Origin of the sequence: Bradyrhizobium sp. BR2003 (assembly GCF_009720285.1) — a bacterium.
GTDB lineage: Bacteria > Pseudomonadota > Alphaproteobacteria > Rhizobiales > Xanthobacteraceae > Bradyrhizobium > Bradyrhizobium elkanii.
This window is the reverse complement of the sequence record NZ_SMYJ01000045.1, coordinates 172,338-189,459: the sequence shown is the minus strand read 5'-3', so window position 1 is coordinate 189,459 and position 17,122 is coordinate 172,338. Positions and strand designations below refer to the sequence as shown.

Below are 17,122 nucleotides of genomic sequence, written 5' to 3'. Positions count from 1 at the left end.
TCATCCGGGCTACATTTTTTCGTAATAGCAACCGCTGCAGGGTGGGCACAGCGCATGGACGCGTCTTGCCCGCCCCGCTTCAAGCTACGACGACCGCGCCAGCGCGCCGTCGATCATGTTGACCGCGTTCTGCACGCCGTAGACCGCGACGAAGGAGCCGAAGCGCGGGCCCTTCTCCTGGCCGAGCAGCACCTGGTAGAGCATGTTGAACCAGTCGAGCGAGACGCCGGGACGGCCGTCCTTGCCCTTCTTGACCGTATCGAGGAACGGCTCGCGGCGGCCGATCTCATAGACCACGTTCTGGATGTCTTCCGCGGTCGCGTCAGCCGGCATGTTGGCGAGCGCATCGCGCAGGTCCTGCAGCGCGGCGCGCTCGCCGTCGGTCGGCTCGCGGAATTGCTTGGTCGGCGCCACGAAGTCGCGATAGTAGTTGATGGCGTAGCCGACCATCGCGTCGAGCTTCGGATGGGTCTGCGGCGTCACGCCAGGCCGGTAGCGGCCGATGAAGCCCCACAACGTCTCGGCATTCTCCGCGTTCGACGATGACACCAGCGTCAGCAGCAGCTGGAAGGTGACCGGCATGTCGGCCTGCGGCGGCTTGCCGGAATGGATGTGCCAGACCGGATTTTGCAGCTGCTGCCGCGCTTCCTGCCGCGTGAAGCCATCGAGGAATTGCTGGTAGTCGTCGACATTGCGCGGGATGACGTCGAAATAGAGCCGCTTCGCCGCCTTGGGCTCGCGATACATGAACAGCGACAGCGACTCCGGCGAGGCGTAGCGCAGCCATTCGTCGATGGTCAGGCCGTTACCCTTCGACTTCGAGATCTTCTGGCCCTTCTCGTCGAGGAACAGTTCGTAGTTGAAACCTTCCGGCGGCGTGCCGCCGAGCGCCGAGCAGATCTTGCCCGACAGCTTCACCGAGTCGATCAGGTCCTTGCCGGCCATTTCATAGTCGACGCCGAGGGCGTACCAGCGCATCGCCCAGTCCGGCTTCCATTGCAGCTTGCAGCGGCCGCCGGTGACGGGAACCGTGACGGTCTCCTTGGTATCGGGATCTTCGTACGAGATCGTGCCGGCCTTGGCGTCATGCGCCGTCACCGGCACATAGAGCACGAGGCCGGTGCGCGGACAGATCGGCAGGAACGGCGAGTAGCTCGCCGCGCGCTCCTCGCGCAGCGACGGCAGCATGATCGCCATCACCTTCTCGATCCGCTCCAGCATGCGCAGCAGCGCGGCATCGAAGCGGCCGGAGGTGTAGTACTCGGTCGAACTCGCGAACTCGTAATCGAAGCCGAACTGGTCGAGAAAGGCGCGCAACCGCGCATTGTTGTGCTGGCCGAAGCTCGGATGGGTGCCGAACGGATCGGGCACCTTGGTCAGCGGCTTGCCAAGATGCTGCTCCAGCAGCTCCTTGTTGGGCACGTTGTCCGGCACCTTGCGCAGGCCGTCCATGTCGTCGGAGAAGGCGAGCAGGCGGGTCTTGATCTTGTCCTCGGTGAGCACGCGGAAGGCGTGGCGCACCATCGTGGTGCGCGCGACCTCGCCGAAAGTGCCGATATGCGGCAGGCCCGACGGGCCGTAGCCGGTCTCGAACAGCACCTCGTCCTTGGGATTTTTCTTCAGCCGCGCCACAATCGCTTTCGCCTGCTCGAACGGCCAGGCGTTGGATTGTTCGGCGAGCGCCCGCAGGTCGCTCGGGTTGGCAGCAAGATCAATCACGGACATTCCTCAGGTTCTCTCCAAAAAGGCCGCGAAAACTAACGCTTTCGCGGCAAAATGCAAAACGACGGGAAGTTTGTCGTCATTCCGGGGCGATGCGCAGCATCGAACCCGGAATCTCGAGATTCCGGGCTGGTCCCACGGACCATCCCGGAGTGACCAACTCAGAACGGGCTGACCGAGAAATAGCGCAGCCACAGATCGGTGAAGCGGCCTTTTTCCCAGATCCGGAACAGCGCCCAGTTCAGCGACTGCCGAAGCAGATCGTTGCCCTTGCGGACCGCGATGCCGACGCCCTCGCCGAAATACCGGCTCTCGACAAAGGGACCGCCGGAGAAGGCGCAGCATTCGGCGGAATCGGTGCCGTTGATCCAGAACGCGAGCGAGATCGCATCGCCGAAGATGAAGTCGACCTCGCCGCGGCGCAGCGCCGCGCGCAGCGTGTCGTTATCCGGATAGGAATGGATCTCGGCGTCGGTGAACATCGCCTTGAGGTAGGCCTCGTGCGAGGTCCCGCCGATGACGCCGACCTTCTTGCCCTCGATATATTCCGGGCGGATTTCCGGCATCACGTTGTCGCGGCGCGACACGAAGCGTGCAGGCGCGCGGTAATAGGGATCGGTGAAGTCGACCTTGGCGCGCAGCTGCGGCGTCACGGCCATCGAGGCGATGATGGCATCGCCACGGTTGGTCGCCAGGGCATCGATCAGGGTTTCGAAGCGGCGCATCTGGATGGTGCAGGTGACCTTGATCTCGTCGCAGAGCGAACGCGCCAGGTCGACGTTGAAACCGGCCGGATTGCCGTCGGGACCGGTGAAATTGAACGGCGGATAGTCGGTCTCGGTCAGGAAGCGGATCACGGTGAGGCGCGACAGGTCCGGGCGGTCCGGCCGGCGCCGCGGGTCCCAGAAGCCCGGCACCGCCTGCGGCGCGGCCTCGGTGGCGGCCTTGGGCGGCAGGGTCGGGGCCGACGGGGCGGCAGGCGCCGAAGGTGTCGCGGGCGCCGCTTGTGCGGGGGCCGTCTTCGCCGCCGGCGGTTGCGCTGCAGGCGTCTGCCCGATCGCAGGACCCGCCACGGCCAGCAAGGCAGCCGCGATCATGCCCGCGGCCAGGCGACGCTGGCGCGAACGGACGGCAAAGGGCTGGACAGACGGATTTGGCATAACCGGCAATTTCAGGAAATTGAACGGCTTATAGCCGAATCGGCGCCTGAAGCGAGCGCCGATTGGGTTAATTCTGAGCCGGAATTGGCGATCAGAGGTACCGTTTGAGATCGGCCGCTGCCTCTTCCGGCGTCCGTTTCAGATTGAACGGCGCGACGAAATGACCGTCGCGGTCCATCAGATAGATCAGCGCGGTGTGATCCATCGTGTAGTCGCCATCCTTCAGCGGCACTTTCTTGGCGTAGACACGATAGCTCGACAGCACCTTGGCGATCGCGGCGGGGTCGCCGGTCAGACCCTTGAGGTGCGGATCGAAACTCGACAGGTAATCCTTCATCGCGGTGGCGGTGTCGCGTTCCGGATCGACCGAGACGAAATAGGCATTCACCCGATCGGCGTCCTTGCCCATCGCCTTCAGGACCTCCGAGATCTCGAACAGCGAGGTCGGACAGATGTCCGGGCAATGGGTGAATCCGAAGAAAATCAGGGTCGGCTTGCCCTGGAGGTTCTTGTCGGTGACGGTCTGGCCGGCCTGGTCGGTGAGCTGGAACGGCCCGCCGATCGCGGCCGGCGCGGCAACGGTGCGCAAGCCGCCGATCGCCCACAGCATGAGGAGCAAGCCGACCGCCAGACTGCCCGCAAAGGCAGCGAAGATCACCAATGGGCGCGTGGTCCGGGGCATGATGCGAAGGCGTCCTTGTCAGAAGCAGGCGGAGATGCCGGCGGTGATCATTTCGAAAAACACCGCGGTCCCGTAGTGGAACCAGAGCGCGGCGGCGGCAAGCAGGGCCAATCCGCCGATGCCGGCCGCACCCCACAGGATTGCAGACGCCACCCGGCCCTGCGGAGCCGCTACGAGCTCGGATCGGGTGGAGATCGGCTGAACCATGAGGTTGAGATAAGGCGGGTTCCGGCAGGCAGCAAGCGCAATGGCGCTCGCAGGCCGTCAAATGATGGCGAGCCATTCCGCAACCTGCTGGTCCATACCCCCGGCGTATACCCAGGCCAATGGCCGAACAGCGTCAAACAGCGAAGCAGCCGGAGCTTAGTGCGCGGGCTTCGGCGCCGAGGCTTGGGCGTTGAGGTAGCACGGCTTGTACAGCGCCTGCAGTTGCTTGCCGCGCAGGAAGATCATGCGCCGGGTCAGGCCACCACGCTCCGAAATCCATCTGCGTACCGCCGGCGGATACATCAGGTACAGCATATGGGTGGCTTCGGGATTGGGGACCGGGCGGCCGTTGTCGCCGTAGTCCCAGGCTGCGTGGAAGCCGAGGCTGGCGTGCGAGGTCACACAAATCCGGTCGTGAGGAACCTTGCCGAGCACGATGGTGCAGGCCGAGGCGCACAGCCCGTCGATGATGACCGTTTCGCCCGAAGTCCGCAGGTCCTGATACCTGTCGACATAGACGCCGATCTTGCCGCCGCGATCATCGGCGATCCTGACTACAGCTTGAGACACCCCCATTCCCGCCAGCAGGAGAACCGCAGCGAGCAACCCCGTCATCAACTTCATTTTGGCCAGCCCCAGTCGAAACCGAATCTGTTTGGTCTGTGATGCAAGACAATCGTGAGCGTGTTGCGCGCGCGTATTTTTGTCCAGACGAGCGAAGCCGGTCAAAACAAATTCAAATTGGGTGTTGCGCGCACGCTGCAGTGGGACGGGGAAAGGTCCCAAACTGGAACAGCTTGCCGCAACCATTTGGTGCCTCGCCGCCACAGGCAAGGTCCATTTGGCGTTGACCACGCGCAATGAGGCGGTCTTGAATCCCGGTGGGACCGGGGGACTCAAACATGGCTGAGGAAGCAGATGTGATCGTGATTGGCGCGGGGCTTGCCGGTCTCGTCGCCGCAACCGAGATTGCCGACGCAGGCAAGCGCGTCATCGTGCTCGACCAGGAAGGGGAACAGAGCATCGGCGGCCAGGCCTTCTGGTCGTTTGGTGGCCTGTTCCTAGTCGATTCGCCCGAGCAGCGCCGGCTCGGCATCAGGGATTCCGCCGATCTCGCTCTGCAGGACTGGACGGGCACCGCCGGTTTCGATCGCGAGGAGGATTACTGGCCGCGCAAATGGGCTGAAGCCTATGTCGCATTCGCGGCGGGCGAGAAACGCGACTGGCTGCGCGCCATGGGCCATCGCATCTTCCCGGTGGTCGGCTGGGCCGAGCGCGGCGGTTACGACGCGATGGGCCACGGCAATTCGGTGCCGCGCTTCCACGTCACCTGGGGCACCGGCCCCGGCATCGTCGAGCCGTTCGAGCGCCGCGCGCGCGAGGCCGGGAAGAGCGGACGGCTGATATTCAAGTTCCGCCACCGCGTCGATGCGCTCAGCGTCAGCAACGGTGCGGTCGACGGCGTCAGCGGCGTGATCCTGGAACCGACCTCAGTCGAGCGCGGCAAGAGTTCCTCGCGCAACGTCGTCGGCGATTTCTCCTTCCGCGCGCAAGCCGTGATCGTCGCGTCCGGCGGCATCGGCGGCAATCATGACTTGGTGCGGCAGAACTGGCCGAAGCGGCTCGGCGAGCCGCCCAAATTCATGATCTCCGGCGTGCCCGAGCATGTCGACGGCCGCATGATCGGGATCACCGAGGCGGCGGGCGGGCGGCTGATCAACCGCGATCGCATGTGGCACTATGTCGAGGGCATCCGGAACTGGAACCCGATCTGGCCGCGTCACGGCATCCGGATCCTGCCGGGACCGTCGTCGCTGTGGTTCGACGCGTCAGGCAAGCGGCTGCCGGCGCCGCTGTTCCCAGGCTCCGACACGCTCGGGCAACTGCAGTACATCATGAGCACCGGCTACGATTATTCGTGGTTCATCCTGACCCAGAGCATCATCAAGAAGGAGTTTGCGCTGTCCGGCTCCGAGCAGAACCCCGACCTCACCGGCAAGAGCTGGCGCATGACGATCAAGCGCGCCACCAACAAGGGCGCGCCGGCGCCGGTGGAGGCGTTCAAGCAGCACGGCGCCGACTTCATCGTGCGCGACAATCTCGCCGATCTCATCAGTGCCATGAACAAGCTCGCAGGCAACGATCTGTTGCAGCTTGACGCCATCAAGGCGCAGATCGAGGCGCGCGACCGCGAGATCACCAACCCCTATGTCAAGGATGCGCAGGTGATGAACCTGCACAATGCGCGGCGCTATATCGGCGACAGGCTGATCCGCACCGCGAAGCCGCACCGCATCCTCGATCCCGAGCACGGCCCGCTGATCGCGGTGAAGCTCAATATTCTCACCCGCAAGACGCTCGGCGGGTTCGAGACCGACCTCGATTCGCGCGTGTTCGGCAACGACCACCAGATCATCCGCGGGCTCTACGCGGCCGGCGAAGCCGCCGGCTTCGGCGGTGGCGGCGTGCACGGCTATCGCTCGCTGGAAGGCACGTTCCTCGGCGGCTGCCTGTTCTCGGGCCGCAATGCGGGGCGCGCGGCAGCGAAGGCGGTCAACTAGGGCGCGCCTTTCCCTGATGCGAGCGTTGAGGCCCGCAGGCGAGAGCCGGCGGGCCTCAATTTGCTGAGTCCGAATTCTTCGGGCTGCGAATTTGTTCAGACCGTCTTGGTGAAAAGCGTCAGGATGCCGTTGGTGAGATTGACCGCGACGACTTGTGCCGAGCTGAGGCCTTTCGCCTTCAGCGCGGATACTGCTTCTTCGGACGCGTCGATGGAACCGCGAAGGTTCCGCAGGTCGTCTTCGCTTGCCTTTGCGACGACAGCCTCGACCTTCGACCGGGCGTCGGGCTTGAGTTCCTTGATGTCCACGACCTGTATGCTCCGGATGGCGGTCGGCTGGTCCGATTGAGCCTGCGGCATCGCCTTCGGTTGCGTTCCCTGCACCTGCGCCCAAGCAGGTGTTCCAAGCGAGAGTGCCGCAGCGATGATGGATGCCGTAGAGATGCGGATGCGCATGCGTATTCCTTGTGTTGATTGCCCCCAACATCCCGCGACAACGGGCTTTGCTTGCTTAAGGTTCCGGCGAAATTGTGGGACCGCCGCAGCAGTCGCCGCCAAAATATCGAAAACAACCCCATGCAAAGGAGCCGGCGGTGGCCGGCGTTCGACCAGGCAACTTGACACGTCGGGCAACTCAGGGGTATTCTTCTAATATTCCGAAATTGCGCATCCATCGTCCCAATGCTGTCGCAGATGGCATTTGCGGGCCTCTGCAACTGACGCTTCCACGTCGCAGGCGGGAGAGGGAAGGCACCTTGTTCGCGGCCGCAGCTGAGGTCGTCGACCCGTGAAGTGGGATGGGCCTGCACCGCAGGATGACGAATATGCGCCAAGCCTTGAGTGCATCATGCGCCATCGCCAGACTGTTGCGCGACCGGCTTACCTCTGCGAGTTCGTACATCCAGCCCGATCCAGGAGCGCTCAACCATGCTCACCGTCTATGGCGAAGGTCGCGGCTTCCGCGTCGTTTGGCTGCTCGAGGAACTGGGATTGGCTTATCGGCTGCGCCCGGTCGATCTGCTCGCAGCCGAGAAGGATCGCGATTTCCTCGCCATCAACCCTGCCGGCTTCATTCCCGTACTGCAGGACGGCGAGACGATCATGGTCGAATCGATCGCGATCCTCGAGTACCTGCTCGCGCGCCACGGCTCAGGCGCGCTTGCCGTCGCCCCTGATGATCCCGCCTTCGCTTCCTATCTGCAATTTCTCCATTTGGGCGAGGCCGGGCTCGCCGGGCCGATGAACGCCGTCATCGTCGGTCGCCAACTGGCGCCCGCAGCCGAGCGAGATGCCCGGGTTACCTGCTGGGCTATCGAGACCTTCGAGGGCCGGCTGGGGTTGGTTATCCGCCGCCTCGCGGACTGCCCCTATCTCGCCGGCGACCGATTCACTGCTGCCGATATCTCGGTGAGCTACGCCCTCCTGCTCGGCCTGCGAACCGGCAACTACGTCCCCGGTCCGACCGAGCGGGACTATCTCGCCCGCACGACGGCACGCCCCGCCTACCTCCGAGCGATGGAAAGCTGCCAGGCCACCAAGGCCTGGGCGGCGAGATCACCGGGATTGTAGTGCCCGAACTGAGTCTCGACGTTCTTTCCGACGTTAAGGTGATGGAGTTCGCGCCAACTGCAATGCAGCCTCAACGCCGCCATCCAAGATCTTCTGCGCTTCGTTAGCGTCGGGCACGGCCCGCGCAAACTGCAGGGTGCCCACCATGAGCCCGAAGATGGCCGTCGCGCGCCGGTGTTTTTCTACAGAATCTGTGCCGGAAAGTAGCGCGGCCAAAGTCGCAACGTACCTTCGCAGTGCCTTCTCGTAGTCTTGCCTGATGGACAGGGGCTGGCGCGCGATTTCGGGAAGCAACGCCGCGGAGGGGCAACCGTCCGCAGGGGTTTCGAGGTGAGCGCGGTTCAGGTATCCACGAACCGCGCCTTCAAGGTCGAGGCCATTGAGCCGATCTTCATCAAGGCGATGCTGCTGACCGCCCAGTGCCAAAGCCAGCGCCTCGCGAACAAGCACCTCCTTCGACTGGAAGTGCGGAGAGAAAGCCCCTTTGGTCAGGCCGGCCTCGCCCATAATCGCCGCAACCCCTGTCGCGGAGATGCCGTGCCGGCGCATGCACTTCGATGCCACATCGACAATGTGCCGTCTTGTCGACAACTTGTGACCTTTCTCGAAACGCATCTCCTCCCAACTCCACTAATGACGCGCAGCTACCATAGGGCACGACGCTAGATTGCGGTCGCCTTGGCGCCCAAAACGCCTTCGATCTTGTGGGCAAGGACCAAAAGCGTCTGGTCGCTACCTATCGAAGCGTCAAGTTCAAGGCCAAGCGGTAGCCCAGCGCGAGAGCGGCCGACGGGAAGACTGATACCCGGCAGCCCCACGCTGCTCGCCGACACGGTGTGGTTCGCCAAGGCGAGGTAGCTGACGTCCTGTCCCGCAACACGGACGGTCGCCTGTTCTTCGATCAGGGGCGCGGGGCATGGTGTGGTTGGTTGCAGAATGACCTGCGCTCCGTCAGTGACGAACGCCCTGTCGAGACGGCGCTGGATTTCAGGCCGGCTCACGTTGAGCGCAGTCTGATAGGCCTTTGCTGAGACAGCGCCTGCGCCGCCGGGCAGGACGATGTGCCCCCATGCTTGCCGAAGTTGGGGCTTAAGCCCGTCGTAGATCGCCTCGAACGTGATCGGAATGTCGTGACGACGAAGGAAATCCGAAATCGCGCCCATCGTCTCGTGAGCGAAGATGCCCCATGTCGCAGCTTGGATGAGAGCGTTGAAATCGTCACCAAGGTCGACCTCAATAACCTCGGCGCCGGCGTCCCGTAGCTGCCGAACCGCCTCGCGGAACCGGATCTCGACCTCCGAGTCCACCAGATCGAGGAATTGCCGGGGCGCGAAGGCCAGTCGAGCTCCTTTCAGATCGTTGCCGTCGTCGGAGGACTCGGCAGTTTGTTCACCCGTCACGACCTGATCCAACAAGATGCAGTCCTCGACGCTTCGGGCGAATGCACCCGTCGTGTCGAGCGTATGGGAGATCGGAGCAACGCCGTTGCGCGGCCAACGTCCGGTCGTTGGCTTGAATCCCACGACCCCACAGAAGGATGCGGGCACCCGGATCGACCCGACGGTATCACCGCCCAACGACGCGGGAACGAGGCCTGCGGCGACAGACGCGGCGGAGCCGCTTGAGGAGCCGCCCGCAACGCGATCTCTTGCGTGCGGATTCCTCACTTGGCCGTAACGTGCGTTGTGACCGGTCAAGCCGTAAGACATCTCGACGAGGTTGTTCTTCCCGAAGACCAAGGCACCCGCACCCTTGATGGCGCGGACAGCGTCCGCATCCTCGCGCGGCACGAAGCGAGCAAGGCTATCGAGACCTAGGCTCGTAGGCAGCCCTTTCGTCAGATAACTGTCTTTCACCCCGAGCGGGACACCGAGTAGCGGAGCCGCCGATCCGGCAGCCCGTGCCTTGTCCGCATCTCTTGCGGCCGCCAACACGGCCGCCTCGTCGATGGTGATGAAGCTGTTGAGTTCGGCAAGCGTCCGGGCGCGAAGCAGCAGCGCCGCTGTGTACGCTTCGGATGTGATATGGCCTTCACGAATGGCTGCTGCAGCCGCTGCTAGTCCCAGCGACGAAGGATCCACTAATTCTCGTGGTTCGCTACGACCTGAAACGGTGCTGGTGTCGTCCATGAAGTCCTCGCAAAGAGCCTGTTGCGGCATTCCGCAGCCGCTCAACAGCGGTTCAGCTCGATGCCATTACGATCATAATATTAAATTACGATCGTAATTCAATAGAGGTGTCTGCGTTCTCTGGACACATGAGCGTGAGGTGTTGACCGGGTGGTGAGCCGTCAATCATCGGGAGAAGACGTCCGCTTTGGGTCAAACTGGCAGAACCCAACGTCAGCATAATGCGTCTGCTTTCGGGCCCGACCGCCCCCGTCGACGCTGACCATCACGCCGAAGCTGCCAGGCAGGTCGCGCGGCGTACCACGGGTGAATGGTCGTCGCGCCCTCCGGGCGGCGTCAGTCCGGGACGCCGGCCGCCTTGAGCGTCTCACGATAGGTTGCGGACATCTCCTCCACCGGAAACGGAATCCGCGACAGGAATCCGGAGATCGTGAACTCCGGGTCCACCTTGAGCAGCTCGCGCGCGATCTGGGCCGCGCGTGCGTTGTCGCCGGTCTTCACCAGCGCGACGATCAGCACGCGCAGCGCCACCGCGAAGCGGCGGTTCTGCGCCAGCGCCTTGTCGGCCCACATCACCGCCTCAGGGAAATTCCGGTCGAGCACCGCGCAGATCGCCAGCGCCGCGGCGGCGAACCAGCCGCGCGGGTCGCGCGGGTTCAACCGTTGCGCGCGCTCGATCATGGCACGGCCGGCTTGCTGATTGCCGCGCATCGCCTCGATCCAGCCGCCGAGCACCAGCGCCATCGCCGAGTTCGGGTTGATTGCCAGCGAGCGCTCGAACAGGTCGCGCGCGGGCTCGATCTCGTCGGCCATGTTCCAGATCGCGAACGCCGCCATCCACAACACCTGCGGATCACCAGGCGCGAGCTCGACCGCGCGCCAGGCCTGCGCGACCGCGCGTTCGCGGTAAGCATCGTTCGGCTTCAGCCAGCCCTGGACATGGCGCATCGCATGACAATAGGCGGAGGCCGCCAGCGCCGGCGCGTAGGACGGGTCGAGCGCCAGCGCCTGGTCGAGGCAGTCGAGCGCCGCTTCCATGCTCTCGGGCGTGAACTCGTAACGCAGGCTGTAGGCGCGCAGCAGCAGGTCGTAGGCGTCGAGCCTGTCCGGCGGCGCGGCGCGTACCCGCTCGGCCTCCGCGACGAGCAAGGTCGGCTCGATGGCGCCGACCACGTTCTCGGTGATGCGGTCCTGCAGGTCGAACACGTCGGTGGCCGCGCCGTCGAAGCGGTCGGCCCACAGATGCGCGCCGGAAGTGGCGTCGATCAGCTGTCCGGTGATGCGCAGCCGATCGCCGCCGCGGCGGACGCTGCCCTCGAGCACATAGCCGACGCCGAGATCGCGCCCGACCTGGCGGATGTCGACCGCCTTGCCCTTGTAGGTGAAGGCGGAGTTGCGCGCGATCACGGTGAGACGGCTGCAACGCGCGAGCGCGGTGGTGATGTCCTCGGCGATGCCGTCGGCGAAATAATCCTGCTCGGGATCGCCGCTCATATTGGTGAAGGGCAGCACCGCGATCGACGGGCCCTCGCTCGGCCGCGGCGGGCCGGCACTGTCTGCAACCGGACGATCGTGCGCGGTGTCCTCCCTGACATCGCCGACAAAGCGGAGACCCTTGCGGGGCAGGGTGCGGATCAGCCGCTGCTCCTCGCCATTGTCGCCGATCGCGGTCCGCGCGGCGTTGATCCGGCTGCTCAGCGTCGCTTCCGAGACGATCCGGCCGTGCCAGACGGCGGCCAGCACCTCATCGCGGCTGACCACCCGATCACGGGCGCGGATCAGGAACTCGATGAGGTCGAAGACCTGCGGCTCGACGGCTAGCAGGGCATCGCCACGGCGCAGTTCGCGGCGCTCGGAATCGAGGGTCAAGTCGTTGAAATGGTAAGTCAAATTCGATAGTCCGGCGGCCGGCGGCTGAATGCGGGGCGGAACCTAGAGCCTTTTCCGTTTCGATGGAATCGGAACGGAGCTCTAGATTCTTATTTTGACGCGTTTTCTTCACGCGAACCGGTGTCCACTTCGCTTGAAAACGCTCTAGCACAGGCGGCCCGGAGCCAAAATCACGACGGTCTGAAGGACAAGTCCACGTCCTCTGAAAGCGGACGGGGGCGGTCTCTGCAATAGTCCATCCCGACACCAGACGCAGGAGATCGCCATGTCCCAATCCATCAATCAGCAACGCCGCCGCTTCCTCGGCATCGCCGGCGGGATCCTTGCCGCTTCCAGGCTCGGCTTCATCGGTTCGGCTCAGGCCCAGTCCAAGCCGGCACTGCCCGCGATCAAGGCCGGCGCCCACACCTCGATCGGTCCCGTCAAGCAGATCAATGCCGGCGTGCTCGATACCGGCTATGTCGAGATGGGGCCTGCGTCCGGTCCCGCGGTGATCCTGCTGCACGGCTGGCCCTACGACATCCACAGCTATGCCGACGTCGCGCCGGCGCTGGCCGAGGCCGGCTACCGCGTGATCGTGCCGCATCTGCGCGGCTATGGCACCACGCGCTTCCTCTCCGGCGACACCATGCGCAGCGGCCAGCCGGTCGCGGTCTCAGCCGACATCATCGCGCTGATGGACGCGCTGAAGATCGAGAAGGCTGTGCTCGGCGGCTATGATTGGGGCGCGCGCACCGCCAACATCATGGCGGTGCTCTGGCCCGAGCGCTGCAAGGCCATGGTCTCGGTGAGCGGCTACCTGATCGGCAGCCAGGCCGCTGGCAAGATGCCGCTGCCGCCGAAGGCCGAGCTGCAATGGTGGTACCAGTTCTATTTCGCGACCGAGCGCGGCCGTGAGGGCTATGCCAAGAACCGGCACGATTTCAACAAGCTGATCTGGCAGCTGGCGTCGCCGCAGTGGAAGTTCGACGACGCCACCTACGACCGCAGCGCGGCCGCGTTCGAAAACCCTGATCATGTCGATATCGTGATCCACAATTATCGCTGGCGGCTCGGGCTCGCCGAGGGCGAGGCGAAGTACGATGCGTTCGAGAAGACGCTGGCCCAGGCGCCGGTCATCGCGATCCCGACCATCACGATGGAGGGCGATGCCAACGGCGCGCCGCATCCGGAGCCCGCGGCCTACGCCAAGAAGTTCTCCGGGCATTACGAGCATCGCCAGCTGCCCGGCGGCATCGGCCACAATCTGCCGCAGGAAGCGCCGGAGGCCTTCACCCAGGCCATCATCGACGTCAGCAAGGTCTAGAGCGTTTTCGAGCGAAGTGGATACCGGTTCGCGTGAAGAAAACGCGTCAAACAAGAATCGAGAGCGCGGATCAGGGATCATGAGACAGGTTGTGAAATGGGCAGCTGCCGCGATCGCGGCAGCCTGCATCAGCGCGTCATTGCCGTTCGCCGTCGGGCATGCCGATGACGCGGCACCGGCGTCGCCGATCTTCGGCGTGAAAATTCCAGGCGGCTATCGCGACTGGAAGCTGATCGCGGTCGGCGAGGAGACCGGGCTCGACGAGTTGCGCAGCGTGCTCGGCAACGCGACCGCCGTGAAGGCCTATCAGGACGGCGCCGCGCGTTTCCCCGACGGCACCGTGCTGGTCAAGCTGGCCTGGAAGCGCAAGCCGGTTGCGGGCCTCGACGGCGCCTTCATCACGGGGCCTGCGACCACGGTCCAGGTCATGGTCAAGGACGCCGCCAGATATGCCGCGACCGGCGGCTGGGGTTTTGGTCGCTTCATCGACGGCAAGCCGGTCGATGCCGCGCAGCACGAGACCTGTTTCGCCTGCCACGAGGCGCACGCCAGCGATCACGATTTCGTCTTCACGCGCTATGCGCATTGAGCGCCGGCATTATCGGTGTGGAGACTGCTTTTTCTCGCCATAACCCCGCTGTCATCGCCCGGCCTGTGTGCAATCGCGCACATGGACCGGGCGATCCAGTATTCCAGAGGCGGCTGTGAGATTCGGAGATGCCGCGGCGTACTGCGTCCCCGGTCGAGCCGGGGGACGACACCGAGTATGGGCACTACGCCTTCTTCACATCCTCGTGCGGTCTGATCTGGCGTTGCGGTGACAGCGGCGCTAGTTTCCCCGCCGCAATCGCATGCGGGGAACGGCTTTGACCATCACCATCTACGGCATCAAGAACTGCGACACCATGAAGAAGGCGCGGGCCTGGCTCGACGATCACGGCGTCGCCTACGACTTCCACGACTACAAGACCGCCGGGATCGCCAAGGACAAGCTCAAGCAGTGGAGCGAGGAGGTCGGCTGGGAAGCGCTGCTCAACCGCGCCGGCACGACCTTCAAGAAGCTGCCCGATGCCGACAAGGAAGGGTTGAACGAACGCAAGGCGCTGGCGCTGATGGCCGAGCAGCCGTCGATGATCAAGCGCCCGGTGCTCGATCTCGGGGGCAAGCGCGTCGTCGGCTTCAAGCCGGACATCTATGCCAAGGAAGTGCCGGCAAAGGCGCGCAAGAAGGGCTGAGGCGCTTCCAGCGATGGGATGAGCGCTTCGCGTGAAGCAACGCGTCTAGATCAGCTCGACTGAATCATGGCTCGCCGGACGATCTGCGGGCACGAACCTGCGGTCGATCACGGCCCGCTCCGTGACCACAGGGGCCGACTTCGCAGCCACGCCCATCAGATTGTGCAGCCGAAAGCGGCCCTCGATGCTGATCGCCTTGTAGGAGCCGACGATGTGTTCGACGGTATCGCCGCGTCCGAACGGCAAGAGCAGCCGTTCATAGGAGACCTCCTTGCCGTCGGCGTCGGTGACCTCCGCAACGGTGTAGGTCGGGCGCTTGCGCGCCAGGCAGGCGCGATAGGACAGGATGACGCCGGCGTAGCGCTCCGGGCCGATCGCGTCATCGAGATAACGGTTGGTGCGCTGTCGCGGTTCGACGTGCTCGTTGCCATAGGCCGTGGTCAACCTCGCGCCTTCCTGCGTGATCAGGAAACGCGCGGCCTCGCCGCTGCCGATCACGTCAAAGCTCATCATGTCGGCGCGCTCGTCGGCGCTGCCCTCGGTATGGAAGTCGCACACCAGGGGAACCGCGTCCGGCATGCGCAGCGCGCGCAGCCAGGCGTTCAGCAGCACACGCTGCGTGATCGATTTGACCACCGATGGATCGGCGCTTCTGAATTGCATCGGCTAGCCGAGTTCGAGCACATCCCCGAACGGGATGCGGCCGGGGACAAGTTCATCGATGTGCGGGATGGTTTGGCTGCGGGCATAAAGTCGCAGCCACGTGCCGGGGAAATCACGTTGCGGGATCGACTTGACGACCGAAGAACTGGCGCGCTCGAAATGCAAGGCTCTAGCCATTCATCATGCAATGGCCCGGAGCTTCGGCGAGAGGCGCAAATATTCTATGAAAGCGGGAGTCCGGAGCAAAACACCGTTAACGACCGCTTTCCCGAGGCGCAAAGCGCGCCGAAATGCCATTCGACTAAGGATCAACCGGAACCGGTCACGCGGATGCCGCACTGCACAGCTTTGCACCTTGCGTAACTGCCGCAGATGACGGCATATTCCGGCCCGGAGGCGACGGGCCCCGGACGGTTTCCAAGACGGATCGGACGCCTGTCGGACACGAAAAAAGCTGGCCACGCGGGCGAGGGGCTTCGCAGCGATGGCGGATGGGGGAATCTATTTGGCCGATGAGTTCATCCTCGAAACCAGCGGATTGACCAAGGAATTCGCGGGTTTCTTCGCCGTTCGCGACGTCGCGTTGAAAGTGCGTCGGGGCAGTATCCATGCGTTGATCGGGCCGAACGGCGCCGGCAAGACGACCTGTTTCAATCTGCTGACCAAATTCCTGAAGCCGTCGGCAGGCCAGATTCGCTACAAGGGCCACGACATCACCGCGATGCCGCCGGCCGACGTTGCGCGGCTCGGGCTGGTCCGTTCGTTTCAGATTTCGGCGGTATTTCCGCATCTGACCGCGCTCGAGAACGTTCGCGTGGCGCTGCAGCGGCAACACGGTTCGTCGTTCGATTTCTGGCGTTCGAAAAGCGTGCTCGACCGCTTCAATCCGCGCGCCCGCGAACTCCTGAACGACGTCGGCTTGAGCGAATTCGCCAACACGCCGGCGGTCGAGATGCCGTACGGCCGCAAGCGCGCACTTGAAATTGCAACGACGCTCGCGCTCGACCCCGAGATGATGCTGCTCGACGAGCCGATGGCCGGCATGGGCCACGAGGACATCGACAAGATCGCGGCGCTGATCAAGCGGATCTCCGCGAAATACACCATCCTGATGGTCGAACATAACCTCTCGGTGGTGGCCAATCTCTCCGACATCATCACCGTGCTGACGCGCGGGCAGGTGCTGGCGGAGGGCAACTACGCCGACCTCTCCAAGGACGAGCGCGTGAAGGAAGCCTATCTGGGAGCGGGTCATGGCTGAGGCAAAACTGGCGGAGAAGCCCGTGGCTGCGGCCGGCGCCGACGTGCTGACGGTCAAGGATTTGCAGGCCTGGTACGGCGAATCCCACATCCTTCACGGCATCAATTTCAACGTGAAGGCCGGCGAGGTGGTGACGCTGCTCGGCCGCAACGGCGCCGGCAAGACCACCACGTTGAAGTCGGTGATGGGCGTCATCGGCAAGCGCTCCGGCTCGATCCGCTTCGACAATCAGGAAATCATCCGCGCCACCTCGGACAGGATCGCGCGGCTCGGCATCGCATTCTGTCCCGAGGAGCGCGGCATTTTCGCCAGCCTCGACGTGCGCGAGAACCTGCTGCTGCCGCCGGTGGTGCGCCCGGGCGGCCTGTCGCTCGACCAGATCTTCACGCTGTTTCCCAACCTGAAGGAGCGCCTCACCAGCCAGGGCACCAAGCTCTCGGGCGGCGAGCAGCAGATGCTGGCGATCGCGCGCATCCTGCGGACCGGCGCGCGCTTCCTGATGCTGGACGAGCCGACCGAAGGGTTGGCGCCGGTCATCATTCAGCAGATCGGGCACACCATTGCGCGCCTGAAGTCGCAGGGTTTCACCATCCTGTTGGTCGAACAGAATTTCCGTTTCGCCTCGACCGTCGCGGACCGCTACTACATTGTCGAGCACGGCAAGGTGATCGACGGCTTCGCCAATTCCGAGCTGTCGGCCAACATGGACAAGCTCCATACCTATCTCGGCGTCTGATA

At 64.1% G+C, this 17,122-nt stretch carries 18 protein-coding genes; 7 read left to right on the top strand and 11 right to left on the bottom strand.

The features are described from left to right. Positions 1-84: 84 nt before the first annotated feature. The 5 genes from E2I15_RS35225 to E2I15_RS35205 all read right to left on the bottom strand — a co-directional run bounded on the left by E2I15_RS35225 (position 85) and on the right by E2I15_RS35205 (position 4,395). Entirely contained in the window at positions 85-1,725 is a 1,641-nt protein-coding gene (locus E2I15_RS35225) for a lysine--tRNA ligase (protein ID WP_137481116.1), read from the bottom strand. A 158-nt stretch (positions 1,726-1,883) separates the two neighbouring features. Next, on the bottom strand, positions 1,884-2,882 hold the full coding sequence (locus E2I15_RS35220) for an ABC transporter substrate-binding protein (RefSeq protein WP_137481114.1): 999 nt from the start codon (positions 2,880-2,882) through the stop codon (positions 1,884-1,886). Between the two features lie 91 nt (positions 2,883-2,973). After that, positions 2,974-3,564: an SCO family protein gene (locus tag E2I15_RS35215; RefSeq protein WP_137481113.1), complete on the bottom strand. Its 591-nt coding sequence runs from the start codon at positions 3,562-3,564 to the stop codon at positions 2,974-2,976. Between the two features lie 18 nt (positions 3,565-3,582). Next, positions 3,583-3,717: a hypothetical protein gene (locus E2I15_RS39600; protein ID WP_276486903.1), complete on the bottom strand. Its 135-nt coding sequence runs from the start codon at positions 3,715-3,717 to the stop codon at positions 3,583-3,585. 210 nt (positions 3,718-3,927) lie between these two features. Continuing rightward, complete coding sequence (locus E2I15_RS35205; RefSeq protein WP_028334585.1) at positions 3,928-4,395, bottom strand: hypothetical protein; 468 nt, start codon at positions 4,393-4,395, stop codon at positions 3,928-3,930. 278 nt (positions 4,396-4,673) lie between these two features. Between E2I15_RS35205 and E2I15_RS35200 the strand changes: the two genes are divergently transcribed. Next, entirely contained in the window at positions 4,674-6,332 is a 1,659-nt protein-coding gene (locus E2I15_RS35200; RefSeq protein WP_137481111.1) for an FAD-binding dehydrogenase, read from the top strand. A gap of 95 nt (positions 6,333-6,427) precedes the next feature. Here the strand turns inward: E2I15_RS35200 and E2I15_RS35195 are convergent, their stop codons facing one another. Beyond that, entirely contained in the window at positions 6,428-6,787 is a 360-nt protein-coding gene (locus E2I15_RS35195) for a hypothetical protein (protein WP_137481110.1), read from the bottom strand. Positions 6,788-7,258: 471 nt separating this feature from the next. On the opposite strand from E2I15_RS35195, the gene E2I15_RS35190 reads away from it, so the two are divergent. Beyond that, complete coding sequence (locus E2I15_RS35190; RefSeq protein WP_137479745.1) at positions 7,259-7,900, top strand: glutathione S-transferase family protein; 642 nt, start codon at positions 7,259-7,261, stop codon at positions 7,898-7,900. Between the two features lie 33 nt (positions 7,901-7,933). On the opposite strand, the gene E2I15_RS35185 is transcribed toward E2I15_RS35190, so the two are convergent. The 3 genes from E2I15_RS35185 to E2I15_RS35175 form a co-directional block, all read right to left on the bottom strand. Next, entirely contained in the window at positions 7,934-8,515 is a 582-nt protein-coding gene (locus E2I15_RS35185) for a TetR/AcrR family transcriptional regulator (RefSeq protein ID WP_137479746.1), read from the bottom strand. A gap of 47 nt (positions 8,516-8,562) precedes the next feature. After that, positions 8,563-10,029 (bottom strand): amidase family protein, encoded by a 1,467-nt coding sequence (locus E2I15_RS35180; protein WP_137479747.1) that lies wholly within the window; start codon positions 10,027-10,029, stop codon positions 8,563-8,565. Between the two features lie 336 nt (positions 10,030-10,365). Next, on the bottom strand, positions 10,366-11,919 hold the full coding sequence (locus E2I15_RS35175) for a winged helix-turn-helix domain-containing protein (RefSeq protein WP_137479748.1): 1,554 nt from the start codon (positions 11,917-11,919) through the stop codon (positions 10,366-10,368). Between the two features lie 265 nt (positions 11,920-12,184). On the opposite strand from E2I15_RS35175, the gene E2I15_RS35170 reads away from it, so the two are divergent. From E2I15_RS35170 to E2I15_RS35160, 3 genes are all read left to right on the top strand, one after another. Continuing rightward, positions 12,185-13,225 carry an alpha/beta fold hydrolase gene (locus E2I15_RS35170; RefSeq protein ID WP_137479749.1) on the top strand — a complete coding sequence of 347 codons (1,041 nt, stop codon included), beginning with the start codon at positions 12,185-12,187 and terminating at the stop codon, positions 13,223-13,225. Positions 13,226-13,304: 79 nt separating this feature from the next. Then, positions 13,305-13,814, top strand: coding sequence for a cytochrome P460 family protein (locus E2I15_RS35165; RefSeq protein WP_137479750.1), 510 nt, complete (start codon positions 13,305-13,307; stop codon positions 13,812-13,814). Between the two features lie 277 nt (positions 13,815-14,091). After that, positions 14,092-14,460 carry an ArsC family reductase gene (locus tag E2I15_RS35160; RefSeq protein ID WP_137479751.1) on the top strand — a complete coding sequence of 123 codons (369 nt, stop codon included), beginning with the start codon at positions 14,092-14,094 and terminating at the stop codon, positions 14,458-14,460. A 45-nt stretch (positions 14,461-14,505) separates the two neighbouring features. On the opposite strand, the gene E2I15_RS35155 is transcribed toward E2I15_RS35160, so the two are convergent. Then, positions 14,506-15,123 carry a hypothetical protein gene (locus E2I15_RS35155; protein WP_137479752.1) on the bottom strand — a complete coding sequence of 206 codons (618 nt, stop codon included), beginning with the start codon at positions 15,121-15,123 and terminating at the stop codon, positions 14,506-14,508. A 3-nt stretch (positions 15,124-15,126) separates the two neighbouring features. Further along, positions 15,127-15,288: a hypothetical protein gene (locus tag E2I15_RS35150; protein ID WP_155262286.1), complete on the bottom strand. Its 162-nt coding sequence runs from the start codon at positions 15,286-15,288 to the stop codon at positions 15,127-15,129. A gap of 340 nt (positions 15,289-15,628) precedes the next feature. Here E2I15_RS35150 and E2I15_RS35145 point away from each other — a divergent pair, with 340 nt between their 5' ends. Beyond that, positions 15,629-16,384, top strand: a complete 756-nt coding sequence (locus tag E2I15_RS35145; RefSeq protein ID WP_137479753.1) for an ABC transporter ATP-binding protein — start codon at positions 15,629-15,631, stop codon at positions 16,382-16,384. Beyond that, positions 16,377-17,120: an ABC transporter ATP-binding protein gene (locus E2I15_RS35140; protein ID WP_137479754.1), complete on the top strand. Its 744-nt coding sequence runs from the start codon at positions 16,377-16,379 to the stop codon at positions 17,118-17,120. The genes E2I15_RS35145 and E2I15_RS35140 overlap by 8 nt, the downstream gene beginning before the upstream one ends. Positions 17,121-17,122 lie beyond the last annotated feature (2 nt).

What these genes read in the sequence shown, in the direction of transcription:
- E2I15_RS35225 (WP_137481116.1), bottom strand. Translation starts at nt 1,725, where the DNA reads ATGTCCGTGATTGATCTTGCTGCCAACCCGAGCGACCTGCGGGCGCTC.
- E2I15_RS35220 (WP_137481114.1), bottom strand. Translation starts at nt 2,882, where the DNA reads ATGCCAAATCCGTCTGTCCAGCCCTTTGCCGTCCGTTCGCGCCAGCGT.
- E2I15_RS35215 (WP_137481113.1), bottom strand. Translation starts at nt 3,564, where the DNA reads ATGCCCCGGACCACGCGCCCATTGGTGATCTTCGCTGCCTTTGCGGGC.
- E2I15_RS35205 (WP_028334585.1), bottom strand. Translation starts at nt 4,395, where the DNA reads ATGAAGTTGATGACGGGGTTGCTCGCTGCGGTTCTCCTGCTGGCGGGA.
- E2I15_RS35200 (WP_137481111.1), top strand. Translation starts at nt 4,674, where the DNA reads ATGGCTGAGGAAGCAGATGTGATCGTGATTGGCGCGGGGCTTGCCGGT.
- E2I15_RS35195 (WP_137481110.1), bottom strand. Translation starts at nt 6,787, where the DNA reads ATGCGCATCCGCATCTCTACGGCATCCATCATCGCTGCGGCACTCTCG.
- E2I15_RS35190 (WP_137479745.1), top strand. Translation starts at nt 7,259, where the DNA reads ATGCTCACCGTCTATGGCGAAGGTCGCGGCTTCCGCGTCGTTTGGCTG.
- E2I15_RS35185 (WP_137479746.1), bottom strand. Translation starts at nt 8,515, where the DNA reads ATGCGTTTCGAGAAAGGTCACAAGTTGTCGACAAGACGGCACATTGTC.
- E2I15_RS35180 (WP_137479747.1), bottom strand. Translation starts at nt 10,029, where the DNA reads ATGGACGACACCAGCACCGTTTCAGGTCGTAGCGAACCACGAGAATTA.
- E2I15_RS35170 (WP_137479749.1), top strand. Translation starts at nt 12,185, where the DNA reads ATGTCCCAATCCATCAATCAGCAACGCCGCCGCTTCCTCGGCATCGCC.
- E2I15_RS35165 (WP_137479750.1), top strand. Translation starts at nt 13,305, where the DNA reads ATGAGACAGGTTGTGAAATGGGCAGCTGCCGCGATCGCGGCAGCCTGC.
- E2I15_RS35155 (WP_137479752.1), bottom strand. Translation starts at nt 15,123, where the DNA reads ATGCAATTCAGAAGCGCCGATCCATCGGTGGTCAAATCGATCACGCAG.
- E2I15_RS35140 (WP_137479754.1), top strand. Translation starts at nt 16,377, where the DNA reads ATGGCTGAGGCAAAACTGGCGGAGAAGCCCGTGGCTGCGGCCGGCGCC.